Raw genomic sequence first — 14,942 nt, 5'->3', positions numbered from 1 at the left:
CGGCCGGACGCCGGGGCGCCGCGGGGTGGGCGGCGGCGGGACCTGGCCCGATTCTGTCACGACAAGCCCTCGCCGGAAGCGCCTCCCTGGCACACCGGACGGCCGGGCCATCTCCGGACCGTCGGCCCCAACCCACCCATCCCGACGAAACATCGGACCAAAACCCTCTTCTTCGAAGATTCGTCGGCAACCCACAGGCCGGTTGATCCACTCCACCTCGGGGAGGCGGCGGTATCCGAGCCTCCGGATGGCACCACCTCCCCGAGCCGCAGTCGCCACACGACCTCCCCCGAGGAGGGCGGGCACGCCCCGACTCGCGGGTATCGGCCATTGATCCACTCCACCCCGGGGAAACGGAGGTATCCGAGCCCTCGGGATGCCACCACATCGGCGAACTGCAGTCGATCAAGGCGCAGACGGCATACGGCCCGCCCGAGGATCGGCGGTGTGCCGCGTACCCTGGATGACCGGTGACCTGCCCTGCCCGGCGCGGGGAGATCCGGCGACCGTCGAAGGGAAGACGATGAGCAACCAGCCCGGCAGCTCCACGGCCGCGCAGACGGATCAACCCGAGGCCGTCGGGCCGACCACGGGCGACGGGGCACCCGTTGAGACCTCCGCCGTCGAGATGTCCGCCGTCAAGGCACCCTCCGGAGAGGCACCGTCGGGCGAGACTCCGTCGGGTGAGGCTCCAGCGGGCGAGGACGCAGCCGGACCCGCGCATGCCGACGAGGGCACCGTCACCAGCGGGCGGCCGGAGTTCGCCCCCGGCGCGCTCGTGCTCGCCCTGGTCTCGATCGGGTGGCTGACCGCCATGCTCTGGTCGACCCGCGAGGCCATCCACTCGACCGCAGCCGGCGTCACCGCGATCAGCCTCTCCGCGTACGCGCTGCCTGGCGTCATCACCGCGGCGCTGGTCAGCGGCGCCACCGTCGCCCTGGCCGCGACCAACCGGCTGGGCCGGGCCACGCTGCGCTTTCTGGCCGCCGTCGGGACCGGCCTGGTGGTCGGGCTCCTCGCCGCGGTGGCGATCAACCTGACGTACGCGGACAACACCACCACGAACACGATCGCCGGAACCACGGCGGCAGCCGCGATCATCGGCGGCGCGATGGCGGGCGCGCGTCAGGCCCGGGTGGTGGGCGCGATCACCGCCGCGACGCTCACCGCGCAGATCTTCGTGGTGCTGTTCAGCCGCGTCCGCGACCCGCTGTCCGATCTGTTCGGCGCCGGGGAGACCCAGCAGTCGGTGCTCGACGCCGCGAAGTGGGTCTCGCGTACCGAATCGCTGCTCGCCGGCCTGCTCGCCGGCCTGGCGGCGTACCTCTACCTGACCTGGTCCCGCCGCCGGGCCGAGCGCCGTGACGGCGTGGCGTCGCCGCTACGCTGGCCAGCGTACCTGGTGGCCGGCGCAGGTGCGGGCCTGCTCCTGCTGCTCACCGAGGTGATCATCCGGATCGGCGGCCGCGGGCTGCTCGACCTGGCCGCCGCGCTCAGCGAGGCCGACGAGGTGGCGCAGACCGCGCTCGGCACCTCGCGGGTGGACAACGGGATCTGGGTGCTCTTCGTGGGCGCGCTGACCACGCTCATCGTGTTCGGCCGCACGCTCGGCCCCCGCCCGGTCGAGGACGAGGCGGACGAGCCGGCGGCGTCCTGAGCGGCCGGCTCAGCCGGCCTCGCGCAGCAGCAGGTCCAGCTCGGTCACGTCGTACCACTCCAGCTCGTGGTCCTCGGCGCCGTCGACGGTGAACTGGGCGTCGGGGTCGCCGGCCTGGGCCTCGGCCACCACCTCGACGGCAGCTGCCACGTCCTCGACCGCCTCCGCGCCGTCCACGTGCAGCGCGGCGACCGACTTCACCGGTACGGGCCCGGCCGGCCGGACCACGCTCGACCCCAGCTCGCCGCCGACCCGTCCGACCGCCCGGGCGGGCAGGTCGGCCGATACGACAACCCGTCGCCGGGGCGCGGCGGAGTCGCTCCGGAGCAGGAACAGCGCGTCCTGGGCGGCCCGGGTGAAGGCCACGTACTCCAGTTCCTCCTCGTCGCCCTCGGCGTACCACTCGCGCAGTTCCGGGGTGACCGCGTGCGCCGCCTCGACGGTCAGCCCCTCCTCGCGCAGCCGGGCGAGCATGGGTACGGTCGCCGGCAGGTACACCCGGACAAGCTCGTCGGTCACCGGTCACTCCCGCACTCAGGCCAACCGCCGGCGGACGCCGGCTCCGGGCGCCGATCATGCCGTACGCCAGGACCGTCATACACCCGGCACCCGCGCGGGTGAAGTCTCCCGCCGGTGTGTCAGGCGAACGGGCGTGGGGCGACGTCAGCCGGTGATGGCAAACTGAGGCAAACGAAGCCAACCCCGGGAGTCACCGTGGAGTCGAGGTTCCTGCTGCTGTCCGACGTCGCCGCCGAGCTGAACGTCTCGGACTCGCAGGTCTACCACATGGTCCGAAGCGGCGAGCTGCCGGCGATCAAGATCGGCGGCCGGGGGCAGTGGCGGGTCGAGCGCTCCCGGCTGGAGGAATACATCGAGCGGAAGTACGCCGAGACGGCGGAGTGGGTACGCGGGAACCCGCTCGGCGAGCGCGACGAGGAGTGACTGCCCGAGGACCGTCGGCCATTGACGACGGTGACGCAGGTCCGGGAAGATGAAGCACTGTCGGAGGCAAACGAAGGCAAACGCAAGGATCTGAGATGGTCGACACCCGCCGTCCCCGCGCACCCCGCCCGCCGGTCCGTCTCCGGCCCGCCCCGCCGCTCGATCCGCCGTGCACCGACGAGGACCCGGTTTGGAGTCCGCTCGGCCAGCTCGCGCTCGACCTCGCCGACCCGCGCCGCCGTGACCCCGCCCGCGCGGCCGCACGCCCGGCCGGACGCGCCCCGGATCCGCCTCCGGCCTGGCCGCGCTGGTCCAGTTCACTCGACCGGCTGCCGACCCTCGCGCCGCCCCCGGATGGCCTTGCCGCTCCGCCACCCGCCGCCGGCGCGTCCGGGCCGGTGCGCGCCACGCCCGGATGCGGGGATCCCACTTTCGACACCGGCACTCCCACCTCGGCGCTCGCTTCCGCCACGCCGGAAGGAGCGCGGGCGGCGCACCGGTTCGTCCGCACCTTCCTGGAGATCGTCAACGGCTTCCGGCCGCCCGGTCAGCTCCGGCCGCTCTGCCTGCCCGAGGCCGTCGCACCGGTGACGGCCGAGCTGACCCGCGCGGCACGCCGGGTGACTCCGGTCCGCCGCCGTACCGCCCGGCCGGCCCTGCTCCTGCGGCGGCTGCGGGTCTGCGAGCCCCGCGCGGGCGCGGTCGAGGCGACCGCCGTGTTCGTCGGCGCCGCAGGCACGAGCTGGGCCGTCGCCCTGCGCCTGGAACGCCGCCGCGGCACCTGGCTGTGCCTGGTGCTGGACGTCCTCTGACCGCGATCCGCCCTCCCCGCCCTCCCTGCCCTGGCACGCCACGCCACGGCCCTGCCTGCGCGATCTTGCACTTGCCGACCCCCGATAGCGGCATGAATCGGTCACCACAGGGGCCGCAACTGCAAGATCGCGGGAGGGTGCGGGAAGGGCTGAGGGGCGAAGGGCTAGGACGGCGACGGGCCCCGGCCGTGTGGCCGGGGCCCGTCGGGGCGCTTGTTCGGGGTCAGTTGCCGCCGTTGGGCGAGCCGTGGCAGCGCTTGTACTTACGGCCCGAGCCGCACGGGCAGGGCGCGTTGCGGGACGGGCCCTCGCCGCCGTCGACCTGGCCCGGGGCGGCCCGCCGTGCGGTGCTCGCCGCGACCGCCTGGCCGCTCGCCCCGGCCGCCGCCCGACGCGGCGTGGAGGCGGCAGGACGCTCCGACTGCTGGCCGATACCGAGCGCCGGCGCCTGCTGCTCCGGCCGCTCGATCACCGGAACGCCGCGACCGGCCTCGCCGTCCACCGCGGGGGCGGAGTACTGCAGGCCCTGCTGCTGCGGCGCGCGGTTGAGACCCTTGGCCCGGATCTCCACCGGCTTCTCCAGCAGCTCCACCTGCTCGGCCTCCGGCTCGGCCTCCTCGACCTGAACGTCCAGGTTGTAGAGGAAGCCGACCGTCTCCTCCTTGATGCCGTCCATCATGGAGGCGAACATGTCGAAGCCCTCGCGCTGGTACTCGATGACCGGGTCACGCTGGGCGTATGCCCGCAGGCTGATGCCCTCCTGGAGGTAGTCCATCTCGTAGAGGTGCTCGCGCCACTTGCGGTCGATCACCTGGAGCAGGACCATCCGCTCGAGCTGGCGCACCGCCTCCTCGCCGAGGCTCTCCTCGCGCCGGTCATACGCGGCGTGCGCGTCCTCCTTGAGGCGGGCGAGCAGGAAGTCCTGGTCGATGCCCGAGCGGGAACCGACCTCCTCCTCCAGCTCCTCGACGGTGACGCCGACCGGGTACAGCTGCTTCAGGCTCGACCACAGCTGGTCGAGGTCCCAGTCCTCGGCGTAGCCGTCGCTCGTCGCGCCGACCACGTACGCGGTCAGCACGTCGTCGATCATGTTGCGGACCTGGTCGGACAGGTCCTCGCCGTTGAGCACCCGGAGGCGCTCGGCGTAGATCACCTGGCGCTGCTTGTTCAGCACCTCGTCGTACTTGAGGACGTTCTTGCGGATCTCGGCGTTCTGGCCCTCGATCTGGGCCTGGGCGCTCCTGATCTGGCGGGTGACCATCTTCGACTCGATGGGCACGTCCTCCGGGATGTTGAAGCGGTCCATCACCGCCTCGACCGCGCCGGCCCGGAAGCGCTTCATCAGCTCGTCCTGCAGCGACAGGTAGAAGCGGGACTCGCCCGGGTCACCCTGCCGGCCGGCGCGACCGCGCAGCTGGTTGTCGATCCGGCGGGACTCGTGCCGCTCGGTGCCCAGCACGTACAGGCCGCCGACGGCGGCGACCTCCTCCGCCTCGGCGTCGCACGCCTGCTTCCAGGTCGGAAGGATCTCCTCCAACGCCTTGGCGTACTCCTCCGGCTGCTCGACCGGGTCGAGCCCGCGCTGGCGGAGCTCGTTCGCGGCGAGGAACTCGGGGTTGCCGCCGAGCAGGATGTCCGTACCGCGGCCGGCCATGTTGGTCGCGACGGTGACCGCGCCCCGGCGCCCGGCCTGCGCGACGATCTCCGCCTCCTTGGCGTGGAACTTCGCGTTCAGCACCGAGTGCGGGATGCCGCGGCGGCGCAGCATGTGCGACAGGATCTCGGAGTTCTCCACCGAGACGGTGCCGACCAGCACCGGCTGGCCCTGCTCGTGCCGCTCGGCGATGTCCTCGACGACGGCGTTGAACTTGGCCTTCTCGGTCTTGTAGATGACGTCGGGCCGGTCGAGCCGGACCATCGGCCGGTGCGTCGGGATGGTCACGACGCCGACCTTGTAGACCTTGTTGAACTCGCCCGCCTCGGTCTGGGCGGTACCGGTCATGCCGGAGAGCTTCTCGTAGAGGCGGAAGTAGTTCTGGAGGGTGATGGTGGCCAGGGTCTGGTTCTCCTGCTTGATCTCCACCCCCTCCTTGGCCTCGATCGCCTGGTGCATGCCCTCGTTGTAGCGGCGGCCGTGCAGGATGCGGCCGGTGAACTCGTCGACGATCAGGACCTCACCGTCGTTGACGATGTAGTCCTTGTCGCGCTTGTAGAGCTCCTTGGCCTTGATCGCGTTGTTCAGGTAGCCGACGAGCGGGGTGTTCACCGACTCGTAGAGGTTGTCGATGCCGAGGCGGTCCTCCACCTTGGCCACGCCGCGCTCGGTGATCGCGATGGTGCGCTTGGCGTAGTCGACCTCGTAGTCGCCCTCGCCGTCGGTGCCGGGCTGGAGCCGGGCCACCACCGTGGCGAACTCCTGGTACCACCGGGCGGAGTGCTCGGCCGGACCGGAGATGATCAGCGGGGTACGCGCCTCGTCGATCAGGATCGAGTCGACCTCGTCGACCACGGCGAAGAAGTGGCCGCGCTGGACCAGCTCGTCCTTCGACCAGGCCATGTTGTCGCGCAGGTAGTCGAAGCCGAACTCGTTGTTCGTGCCGTAGGTGATGTCGCACTCGTAGGCCGCGCGGTGCTCGGTGGCGGGCCGGTTGGGCAGCACCACGCCGACGCGCAGACCGAGGAACTCGTGCACCCGGCCCATCCAGGCGGCGTCGCGCTCGGCCAGGTAGTCGTTCACCGTGATCACGTGCACACCGTTGCCGGCGAGCGCGTTCAGGTAGACCGGCATGACCGAGGTGAGCGTCTTGCCCTCACCGGTCTTCATCTCGGCGATGTTGCCGAAGTGCAGCGCCGCGCCGCCCATCACCTGGACGTCGTAGGGGCGCTGGCCGAGCACCCGCGAGGCGGCCTCGCGGCACACCGCGAACGCCTCGGGCAGCAGGTCGTCGAGGGTCTCGCCATCCTCGAGCCGCTCCTTGAACTGGTCGGTCATGCCGCGCAGCTCGTCGTCGCTGAGGTTGACGTAGTCGTCCTCGATCGAGTTGACGGCGGCAGCGATGGCCTTCAGCCGACGCACCATGCGGCCCTCGCCGACGCGAAGGAACTTTTCCAGAATCGACACGGATCAACGCTCCCCTAGACGGTCTCGAACCATCGTAGGCGCTCGGAGGCGACGATGGTCACTGGTGGCGGCGGTCCGGGCTCCGGAACCCGACATAACGCCGCGACCGTGCGCCACCGGCCGCTAATCGGGTTACGCCGTGCGCGAACGATCCGGCACGATGGCTCGGATGGAGCCTGTGGAGATCATCGAGGACGGCCTGTTGCTGCGCCCCTGGCGGGCGGAGGACGCGGACGCGGTGCACCGCGCCTGCCAGGATCCGGACATCCAGCGCTGGACCACCGTACCTCGCCCGTACCTGCCCGGGCACGCCGCCGAGTTCGTGACCACGTCCAGCGCGACCGCCTGGGCCGAGGGCGCCGGCACCCCGTTCGCGGTCTGCGACGCCACCACCGGTGAGCTGCTCGCCTCGTGCGGCCTGGTCTCCGTGGACCGCGAGCTGGACTCGGCCGAGGTCGGCTACTGGACCGCGCCGTGGGCCCGGGGCCGCGGCGTCGCGGTCCGCGCGACTCGCGCGCTCGCCCGCTGGGCGTTCGACGCGCTCAAGCTGCGCCGGCTCACCTGGCAGGCCGAGATCGGCAACCACGCCTCCCGGCTCGTCGCGCTGCGCGCCGGTTTCCGGATCGATGGCGAGTTGCGGCTGGCCCACCCCGCCGAGGGCGGCCGTCCGGAGGGCTGGATCGGCTCCCTGTTTCCGGCCGACCTGGCAGCGCCCGGCGACCCGGTCCCCTACGGCCCGGACACGCTCCAGGCCCGCCGCGCGGCGGTCTTCGGCCGGCCGCAGCCGGTCCTGTTCGCCACCGCCGGGGGCACCGAGCTGCGGCTGCGCGCGCTGGAGGAGCGCGACCTGCCCGAGGTGACCCGCACCTGCCAGGACGAGCAGACGGTGCGCTGGACCACGGTGCCGCATCCGTACCGGCCGGAGCACGCCGAGGGCTTCCTGCGCGACCTGGTCCGCCCGGCCTGGGCCCGGGGCACCGCCGCGACGTTCGCCGTGGCCGACCCGGACGACAGCTACGTCGCCACGATCGACCTGCGCATCCTGCCCAACGACCCGCTGGTGGCCGACGTCGGCTACGTGACCGCGCCGCACGCCCGCGGCCGGGGTTACCTGCCGGCCGCGCTCACCGCGCTCTGCGCCTGGGGTTTCACCACGCTCGGCCTGGCCCGGATCGAGTGGCGGGCCAACGTGGGCAACACCGCCTCGCGGCGGGCCGCCGAGAAGGCCGGCTTCACCGTCGAGGGCACGCTGCGCGGCGGCGTCCAGCACCGCGGCGAGCGCCAGGACGCGTGGATCGGCGCGCTGCTGCCGGAGGACCTGGTGTGACCCCGGAGACGATCGAGGGGTACGGCGTCCGGCTGCGACCGTGCCACCTTGCGGACGTACCGGACATGGTGGCCGGGTGCGCCGACCCGGAGACCCGCCGGTTCATGCCCCTGCTGCCCGACCCGTACGACGCCGACGCGGCCCGCTGGTGGATCACCGAGGGCTCGCCGGCCGCGTCGGCGGCGGGCGGGGCCGCGTACACGATCGCCGACCCGGCCACCGACCGGCTGCTCGGCAGCATCGGTCTGAGCCGGCTCAGCGCGGAGCGGGCGAGCTACGAGATCGGCTACTGGGTGGGTCCCTCGGCGCGCGGCCGGGGCGTGGCCACCGCCGCCACCCGGCTGCTGACCGAGCGGGCGTTCGCCGCCGGGGCGGCCCGGCTGGAACTGCTCACCCGTACGGAGAACGTGCCGAGCCAGCGGATCGCGCTCGCCTGCGGCTACCGGCACGAGGGGGTGCGCCGGGCGGCGGGCGCGAGCGCGGGCGGCGTACGCGAGGATCTGATCGCCTGGGTGCGGCTTGCCGACGACCCGCCCGGGCCGGTCCCCCGCCTGCTGCCGGACCTGCCTGGCGGCCGGCTCACCGACGGCGTGGTGACGCTGCGCCCGGTGGAGCCGGCGGACACCGACGCGCTGTACCGCCTGCACTCGCTGCCGGAGGTGGTGGCGAACCGGGTGCCGCCGGTGACGCCGGAGCGGGCGGCACTGGCGCGGCGCTGCCGGCTGGCGGCGAGCCGCTGGCTCGCCGGCGAGGCGGCCGACCTGGCGATCCTCGACGCGGCCACCGGCACTGTCGTCGGCGGCTGCGCGCTGTTCTACGACGAACCGGGCACCGGGCAGGCCATGCTCGGCTACAGCCTGCTGCCCGAGGCGCGCGGGCGCGGGCTGGCCGCCCGTACGGTCCGGCTGGTCGCCGGATGGGCGTTCGACATCGGGGTGGCCCGGCTCTGGGCCGGCACCCGGCCGGACAACGTCGCCTCGCAACGCGTGCTGGAACGGGCCGGCTTCCGGCGGGAAGGGCTGCTGCGCGGCCGGCTGCCCGGCCCGGACGGCGCCCGGGTCGACTCGGTGGTCTACGGCCGGCTCGCCACCGACGAGAACTGAGACGGGCCCTCACGCGTGCGTGGGGCCCGTCTCACCGGTCAGGGGGTCACGTGTCGAGCTGGATGATCCCGTAGTCGTACGCGTGCCGCCGGTAGACCACGCTCGGGCGGCCGGACTCCTTGTCCTGGAACAGGTAGAAGTCGTGGCCGACCAGTTCCATCTGGAACAGCGCGTCGTCGACGGTCATCGGTTCGGCGGGGTGGACCTTCGCCCGGGCGATGTGCCACGGCTGGTTGTCGGGTTCGACGTAACCGTCCTCGTCGGGACGTTCGGCGACAGCGGTGGCGGCGCCGTGGCCGTCGGGCGCCGCCAGGCCGGGCCCGTCGAGGTCGGCCACCGGCAGCCCGGCGGTCGCGGCGGCCACGGAGATCGGCGCGTGCCGTCCCCGGTGCACCCGGCGGCGGTCCGCCGCGCGGCGGAAGCGGGTGTCCAACTTGGCGATAGCGGCGTCGAGCGCGCTGTAGAAGTCGCTCGTGCAGGCCTCGGCCCGGATCACCGGGCCGCGCGTGACGCAGGTGATCTCCACTCGCTGGCAGTGGTCCGCCTGGCGTGGATTGCGCTCGTGGAACAACTCGACGTCCACGCGAATGAGCTTCTGGTCGTAGCGTTCGATCTTCGCGAGCTTCTCGGCTACGTGCACCCGGTAATGGTCCGGCACTTCGACGTTACGGCCCTTGACCACGATGTCCACGTGACCTCCCTTGTTCGGACGGTCGTTCGGTCCGGAGAATCCGGTCGACCCGCCCGGGAGGGCCCCGCTCGGCGTCGACCGGTGGTGTTCGGCTACGCCTCCTTCCAGCGCCGGGGGAAGGTTGGCGTCCTCTCTACCCCCGACACCGAAACGCTAACTCGTGTACCGCCACCCGTCACCCCTGGTTGCCGAAAGGGGTTGCGGAATTTAACACCTCATACACCATGGGGTGAAACGGTTACACGAAGCGTCACCGAAGGTGCCGCTTTTGCGTTGCGGCGAGCACGGCCGCGGCCTTTGGCGTCATTCCCGCGCGGTGCAACATCCGGCTCACCGCCGCCAGCGTCGCGCCGGTGGTGACGATGTCGTCGAGCAGCACCACCGTCCCGGCCGGCCGGTGCCCGGCAGGCGGGCGGCGCAGCCGGAACGCGGCCTCGGCCGCGGTGGCCCGTCCGGCGCTGTCGAGCGTCACCGAGTCGGGCCGGGGCAGCGCCCGCAGCGGTCGCAGCACGCGTACCGGCCAGCCGGCCGCGCGCAGCCGGGCCGCCGCCGGACGGACCAGCCGGTCCAGGTGGTCGCCGTAGCGGGCCCGGGCGGCGCGGGCGGTGTCCGGCACCGCCACCAGGGTCACCGGGCCGGGCTGCCCCACCGCCTCGGCGACCACCTCCGCCAGCAACGCGCCCAGCGGCCGGGCCAGCCCGTGCCGGCCCCGTTCCATGTACGCGAGCAGCGCCTCGCGCAGCGCCCCGCCGTACGGGCCGAGCGCGACACAGGGCGGCAGGCCGGGTGGGGCCGGATCGGGCCGGGCCGGCGCGGGACGCAGCGACTCCAGGTCGCGTACGCAGCCCGGGCAGAAGCCCTGCCGCAGCCGCGCCGATCCGGTGCCGCAGCCGGCGCACCCGGCGGGCAGCACCAGATCGGTCAGGTCCGACCAGAGCCCGCCCAGGTCACGCACGGACGGCTCAGTAGAGGAAGAACGGAGCGGTCGGGTTGGTCGCCCGGCTGCCCGCCGGAACGTCGAGCACCTGTTCCCGCTTGACGAAGTCGAACGGGTTGTTCCGCCAGGCCGCCCCGTCCGTCTCGAACATGAACGAGAACGCGGCCAGGCCGCGGTCGCTGCCGCCCGGGTAGCCGGCGAGCTGGGTGACCGGGGCGCCGATCTCCACCGCCAGCGGGGTCTCCCAGACGCCGTCGACGCTGAGCTGGTGGATCGCCGAGCGCCGGTCCGCCTCGTTGCCGGCCAGTGCCAGTTCGTTCTGCGCCACCCAGTCCACCACCGTCACGCCGGTGAGCAGCGTGGTCACCCGGCGGGGTTGTCCCAGGCGCACCACGCCGCCGTCGACGCTCACCGCGGCGACGTAGAGCGCGCCACCGCTGACCAGGGCGATCCGGTGGCCTTCGAGGGAGCCGGAGACGGCGGTCACCGGGCCGGGGACGGACAGCGGGATCTCACTCATCCCGCCCACCCCGTCGAACCGGTAGAGCCGCCCGTCGGCCGCCACCAGACCACCCGGCCGGGCCTTGTTCAGCGACCGCAGCCACGTCGGGCGGCTCATCGCGCGGAACGTGCGGTCGCTCGCCGTGAGCGTGGCCACCGGCTCCGCGCCGGCGCCCACCTTGAGCCGCTTGCGGTTGTCCGTCCCGGTCACCACGAGCGCGGCCAGCACCTGGTCCTCGGCGCGGGCGAGCGCGGCGGAGACCACGTTGCGGTTCTCCTCCGCCGGCAGCGGCACGGCGGCCCGCGGCTCGTTGCCGAAGGCCAGCGGGCGTACGGCCCCGTCGTAGACGCCCAGCCGCATCGGGTTCGCCCCGCGCGGGTACGCGGCGGCCGAGACGCGCTCCCGTCCAAGGTCGACTGTCAGCCGCTTCTGGTTCTGGATCTTGAGGTCGACCTTGCCGTTCAGGTCCGACAGTGACCAGGCCAACTGGGTGCCGAGCCGGTTCAGTCGCTGCTCGTTGGCCCCGGGCATGTTCAGGTTGATCTCCCAGTGCCCGTCCGTCCCGGTCGCGTTGTTGATCAGCTGGGTGCCCTCGGGCAGCCCGGTCACCCCGGCGGCCAGCCAGTCCGAGGGGCGGTCCGCCAGCCACCTCATCACCTCGGTGATCCCCCGCTCGGTCGGCGCCGCGGAGAGCAGATAGCGCTGGTCCGGCACCAGCCGGGTCTGGTCCGAGTTCCAGAAGTAGACGGTGCGGGCCTGGTAGTACTCGCGCATCGCCGCGTCGCTCGTCAGCAGCACGTTCGGCGCCTCGGTGATCAGCAGTCCGGTCCCGGCCGGCTCGGCCCGGCGCAGCTCGAAGACGTACTGCGTGTCGCTGGCCACCGGCGGGCCGAGCGTGCCGTCGGCCCGCAGCACGCCGACCTGCTGCACCTTGAGCGTCACGGTGCTGGTGCCCTGGTTGTTCGGCGGCGTGCTCTCCGGCTTCTCCCGCAGCCGCACCACCGTCAGCTCGACCTCGCTGGTCTGCGGCTTGCCCGGGAGCAGGTCGCGGGACTCCTCGGCGAGAAACTTGCGGGCCCGGGCGTACGCCTGGTCGCGTTCCCCGGCCGCCGCCGCCCGCAGGTAGTTCTCGATGAACGGCACCGGCTCGCTGCTGTCTGCCGGTTCGGGCGGCCGGGCCGGGCTGCCGTTGAGCGCCCCGCCCTGCGCGGCCGGCACCGACCCGTCGATCTGGACGTCGGTCTCACCCGGGATGCCGCAGCCGGCGAGCGCGGCCGGAAGCAGGGCGCCGGCCAGCAGCAGGGCCAGGGCGCGGCGGCTCACGGCCGGACCTCCGCCCGGTCGCCGTCGGCGGCGGGTTCCACGCTCAGCGCCCCGGCGCCGGCACCCGGGCCGATGGCGAGCAGGCCGCCGTCGCGGGGACCACCGAACGGCACTGTGGCGTCGGCCGGCACCAGCCGCAGCGGGGAGGTGGTGAGCCGGTCCCCGGCCCGGGCCGGCAGCGTGAGCCGGAACTGGGCGCCCTGGCCGGGCGCGCCCCACGCCTCCAGCCAGCCGCCGTGCAGGCGGGCGTCCTCCAGGCTGATCGACAGGCCGAGCCCGGTGCCGCCGGTCTGCCGGGCACGCGACGGGTCGGCCCGCCAGAAGCGGTTGAACACCAGCTTCTCCTCCCCCGGCTTGAGGCCGACGCCGTGGTCGCGCACGGTGATCGCCACCGCGCTGCGGTCCTGACCCAGGGTGATCCGTACCGGTTTGGCCTCGCCGTGCTCGACCGCGTTGCCGACGAGGTTGCGCAGCACCCGCTCGACGCGGCGGGGGTCGACCTCGGCGATCACCGGAGTGTCCGGCAGGTCCAGCTCGATGGTGACCCCGACCCGCTCGGCCAGCCCGGCCAGCCGCTCGGTCACGCGGTGCACCACCGGCACCAGGTCGGTGGGCTCGCTGTCCAGCACCGCGAAACCGGCGTCGAACCGGCTGATCTCCAGCAGGTCGGTGAGCAGTTCCTCGAACCGGTCCAGCTCGGCCTGGAGCAGCTCGGCGCTGCGGGCCACCGCCGGGTCGAACTCGTCCCGCTCGGCGAAGATCAGATCGGCGGCCATCCGGACCGTGGTCAACGGCGTGCGCAGCTCGTGCGAGACGTCGGAGGTGAACCGGCGTTGCAGCCGGGACATCTCCTCCAGGCGGAGGATCTGCCGTTGCAGGTTCGTCGCCATCTGGTTGAACGAGGCGGCCAGCAGGGCGAGGTCGTCCTCGCCGGAGACCACCATGCGCTGGTCGAGCAGGCCGGCGGAGAGCCGCTGCGCGGTGCGCGCGGCCACCCGTACCGGGGTCACCACCAGGCGGGTGACCAGGGCGGCCAGCAGGCCGAGCAGGAGCACGAGCGCGACGCCGGTGGCGACCACCGTGGCCCGGGCGTCGGCCGCCGTCGCGTCCTGCCGGGCCAGGGGTACGAGGTAGTAGAGCTCGACCTGCCCGAACTTGGTGGGCACCGGGGAGCCGTAGACCAGGTATTTGGTGCGCTCGCCGCCGAGCGAGCCGGTGCGGATCTGGTGGGCGACCTTGCCGGAGGCCACGGTGGCCCGCAGCTCGTCGCCGATCACCGTGCCCACCGGCACCTCGGGCGTGGTACGCGGCTCGATGAACTCGGCGAAGTTGTCGGCGGTGATCGCCACCACGACGCCGCTGGTCTGCGTCGGGTCGCCACCGGCCAGGTAGTTCACGGTGCCGTCGATGGTGTTCTGGAGCTGTGCCTCCTGCGGCTGGCTGTAGAGGTTGAACTGCTTGGCCGCGTACTCGCTGCCGTTGCTCAGCCGCAGCCGCACGTCGGTCTCGGCGTTCTCCAGCAGGATGTTGGTGATCTTGTCAGCGATCAGGTAGGCGAAACCGCCCACCAGGAGACTCGACGTCACCAGCGTGATGGTGACCACACGGACCTGGAGCGACCGCCGCCAGGCCTGGTGCACCGCGGCCACCAGCCGGGCGACCCGGCCGCTCAGGGCGAGCCAGAGCGCCCGCACGGCGTGGAACCGGCGGGTCTCGGGGGTCGGCGTGTCCGGCAGCGGGGTGGTCACCACAGTGCTGACCAGGCTATCCGGTACCCGCCTTGTAACCCACGCCCCGCACGGTCAGGATGATTTCGGGTCGCTCCGGATCCGGCTCGATCTTGGCGCGCAGCCGCTGCACGTGCACGTTCACCAGGCGGGTGTCGGCGGCGTGGCGGTAGCCCCAGACCTGCTCCAGCAGCACCTCGCGGGTGAAGACCTGGCGCGGCTTGCGGGCGAGCGCGACCAGCAGGTCGAACTCCAGGGGTGTCAGCTTCACCTCGTCGCCGTCGCGACTGACCGTGTGGGCCGGCACGTCGATGGTGATCTGGTTGCCGGGCGGCCCGATCGTCAGCATCTCCGGGGCCACGTCCTCGCCCCGGCGCAACCGGGCCCGCATCCGGGCCACCAGCTCCTTGGGCTTGAACGGCTTGACCACGTAGTCGTCGGCCCCGGACTCCAGGCCGAGCACCACGTCAACGGTGTCGCTCTTGGCGGTCAGCATCACGATCGGCACGCCGGACTCGCCCCGGATGGCGCGGGCCACGTCGATGCCGCTCATGCCGGGGAGCATCAGGTCGAGCAGGACGATGTCGGGTCGGTTGTCGCGGAAGGCAGCCAACGCCCGTTCGCCGTCCGCGACGAAGGACGGCACGAAGCCCTCGCTGCGCAGCACGATGCCGAGCATCTCGGCGAGGGCGGGGTCGTCGTCGACCACGAGTACCCGGGCTCTCATGGGGTTTATCGTTCCATCCCCGTTCGTCTGGAGGGTTCGGCGTCTCCACGGCACGGTAGCGCCGAGCGGGCCC

Annotated in this window: 12 protein-coding genes; 5 read left to right on the top strand and 7 right to left on the bottom strand. The window is 72.8% G+C overall.

The window, feature by feature from the left end:
* Nucleotides 1–523: 523 nt before the first annotated feature.
* Complete coding sequence (locus tag FHU28_RS08015) at nucleotides 524–1,657, top strand: hypothetical protein (RefSeq protein WP_184689340.1); 1,134 nt, start codon at nucleotides 524–526, stop codon at nucleotides 1,655–1,657.
* 9 nt (nucleotides 1,658–1,666) lie between these two features.
* On the opposite strand, the gene FHU28_RS08010 is transcribed toward FHU28_RS08015, so the two are convergent.
* The gene (locus FHU28_RS08010) at nucleotides 1,667–2,176 is read right to left on the bottom strand and encodes a DUF6912 family protein (RefSeq protein ID WP_184682373.1); all 510 of its coding nucleotides are present in this window, start codon (nucleotides 2,174–2,176) and stop codon (nucleotides 1,667–1,669) included.
* A 195-nt stretch (nucleotides 2,177–2,371) separates the two neighbouring features.
* Between FHU28_RS08010 and FHU28_RS08005 the strand changes: the two genes are divergently transcribed.
* The gene (locus tag FHU28_RS08005; protein ID WP_030501414.1) at nucleotides 2,372–2,599 is read left to right on the top strand and encodes a helix-turn-helix domain-containing protein; all 228 of its coding nucleotides are present in this window, start codon (nucleotides 2,372–2,374) and stop codon (nucleotides 2,597–2,599) included.
* 95 nt (nucleotides 2,600–2,694) lie between these two features.
* On the top strand, nucleotides 2,695–3,411 hold the full coding sequence (locus FHU28_RS08000; RefSeq protein WP_184682371.1) for an Rv3235 family protein: 717 nt from the start codon (nucleotides 2,695–2,697) through the stop codon (nucleotides 3,409–3,411).
* Between the two features lie 223 nt (nucleotides 3,412–3,634).
* On the opposite strand, the gene secA is transcribed toward FHU28_RS08000, so the two are convergent.
* Nucleotides 3,635–6,532 carry a preprotein translocase subunit SecA gene (secA, locus tag FHU28_RS07995; RefSeq protein WP_184682369.1) on the bottom strand — a complete coding sequence of 966 codons (2,898 nt, stop codon included), beginning with the start codon at nucleotides 6,530–6,532 and terminating at the stop codon, nucleotides 3,635–3,637.
* A gap of 169 nt (nucleotides 6,533–6,701) precedes the next feature.
* Between secA and FHU28_RS07990 the strand changes: the two genes are divergently transcribed.
* Nucleotides 6,702–7,859, top strand: a complete 1,158-nt coding sequence (locus tag FHU28_RS07990) for a GNAT family N-acetyltransferase (protein WP_184682360.1) — start codon at nucleotides 6,702–6,704, stop codon at nucleotides 7,857–7,859.
* Complete coding sequence (locus FHU28_RS07985) at nucleotides 7,856–8,962, top strand: GNAT family N-acetyltransferase (RefSeq protein ID WP_184682358.1); 1,107 nt, start codon at nucleotides 7,856–7,858, stop codon at nucleotides 8,960–8,962. The genes FHU28_RS07990 and FHU28_RS07985 overlap by 4 nt, the downstream gene beginning before the upstream one ends.
* 46 nt (nucleotides 8,963–9,008) lie before the next feature.
* On the opposite strand, the gene hpf is transcribed toward FHU28_RS07985, so the two are convergent.
* The 5 genes from hpf to mtrA form a co-directional block, all read right to left on the bottom strand.
* Nucleotides 9,009–9,653 (bottom strand): ribosome hibernation-promoting factor, HPF/YfiA family, encoded by a 645-nt coding sequence (hpf, locus tag FHU28_RS07980; RefSeq protein WP_184682356.1) that lies wholly within the window; start codon nucleotides 9,651–9,653, stop codon nucleotides 9,009–9,011.
* A gap of 250 nt (nucleotides 9,654–9,903) precedes the next feature.
* Nucleotides 9,904–10,608 carry a ComF family protein gene (locus FHU28_RS07975; protein WP_184682354.1) on the bottom strand — a complete coding sequence of 235 codons (705 nt, stop codon included), beginning with the start codon at nucleotides 10,606–10,608 and terminating at the stop codon, nucleotides 9,904–9,906.
* Nucleotides 10,609–10,615: 7 nt separating this feature from the next.
* The gene (locus tag FHU28_RS07970) at nucleotides 10,616–12,415 is read right to left on the bottom strand and encodes an LpqB family beta-propeller domain-containing protein (protein WP_184682352.1); all 1,800 of its coding nucleotides are present in this window, start codon (nucleotides 12,413–12,415) and stop codon (nucleotides 10,616–10,618) included.
* Complete coding sequence (gene mtrB / locus FHU28_RS07965) at nucleotides 12,412–14,109, bottom strand: MtrAB system histidine kinase MtrB (protein ID WP_184689338.1); 1,698 nt, start codon at nucleotides 14,107–14,109, stop codon at nucleotides 12,412–12,414. Before mtrB ends, FHU28_RS07970 begins: the two co-directional genes overlap by 4 nt.
* 70 nt (nucleotides 14,110–14,179) lie before the next feature.
* Nucleotides 14,180–14,869, bottom strand: a complete 690-nt coding sequence (gene mtrA / locus FHU28_RS07960; RefSeq protein ID WP_030501405.1) for an MtrAB system response regulator MtrA — start codon at nucleotides 14,867–14,869, stop codon at nucleotides 14,180–14,182.
* Between the last annotated feature and the right edge of the window lie 73 nt (nucleotides 14,870–14,942).

Origin of the sequence: Micromonospora echinospora, assembly GCF_014203425.1 — a bacterium.
Classification (GTDB): Bacteria; Actinomycetota; Actinomycetes; order Mycobacteriales; family Micromonosporaceae; genus Micromonospora; species Micromonospora echinospora_A.
Note: the sequence above shows the minus strand (reverse complement) of the source record. Positions and strands in the feature narration are given on the sequence as shown.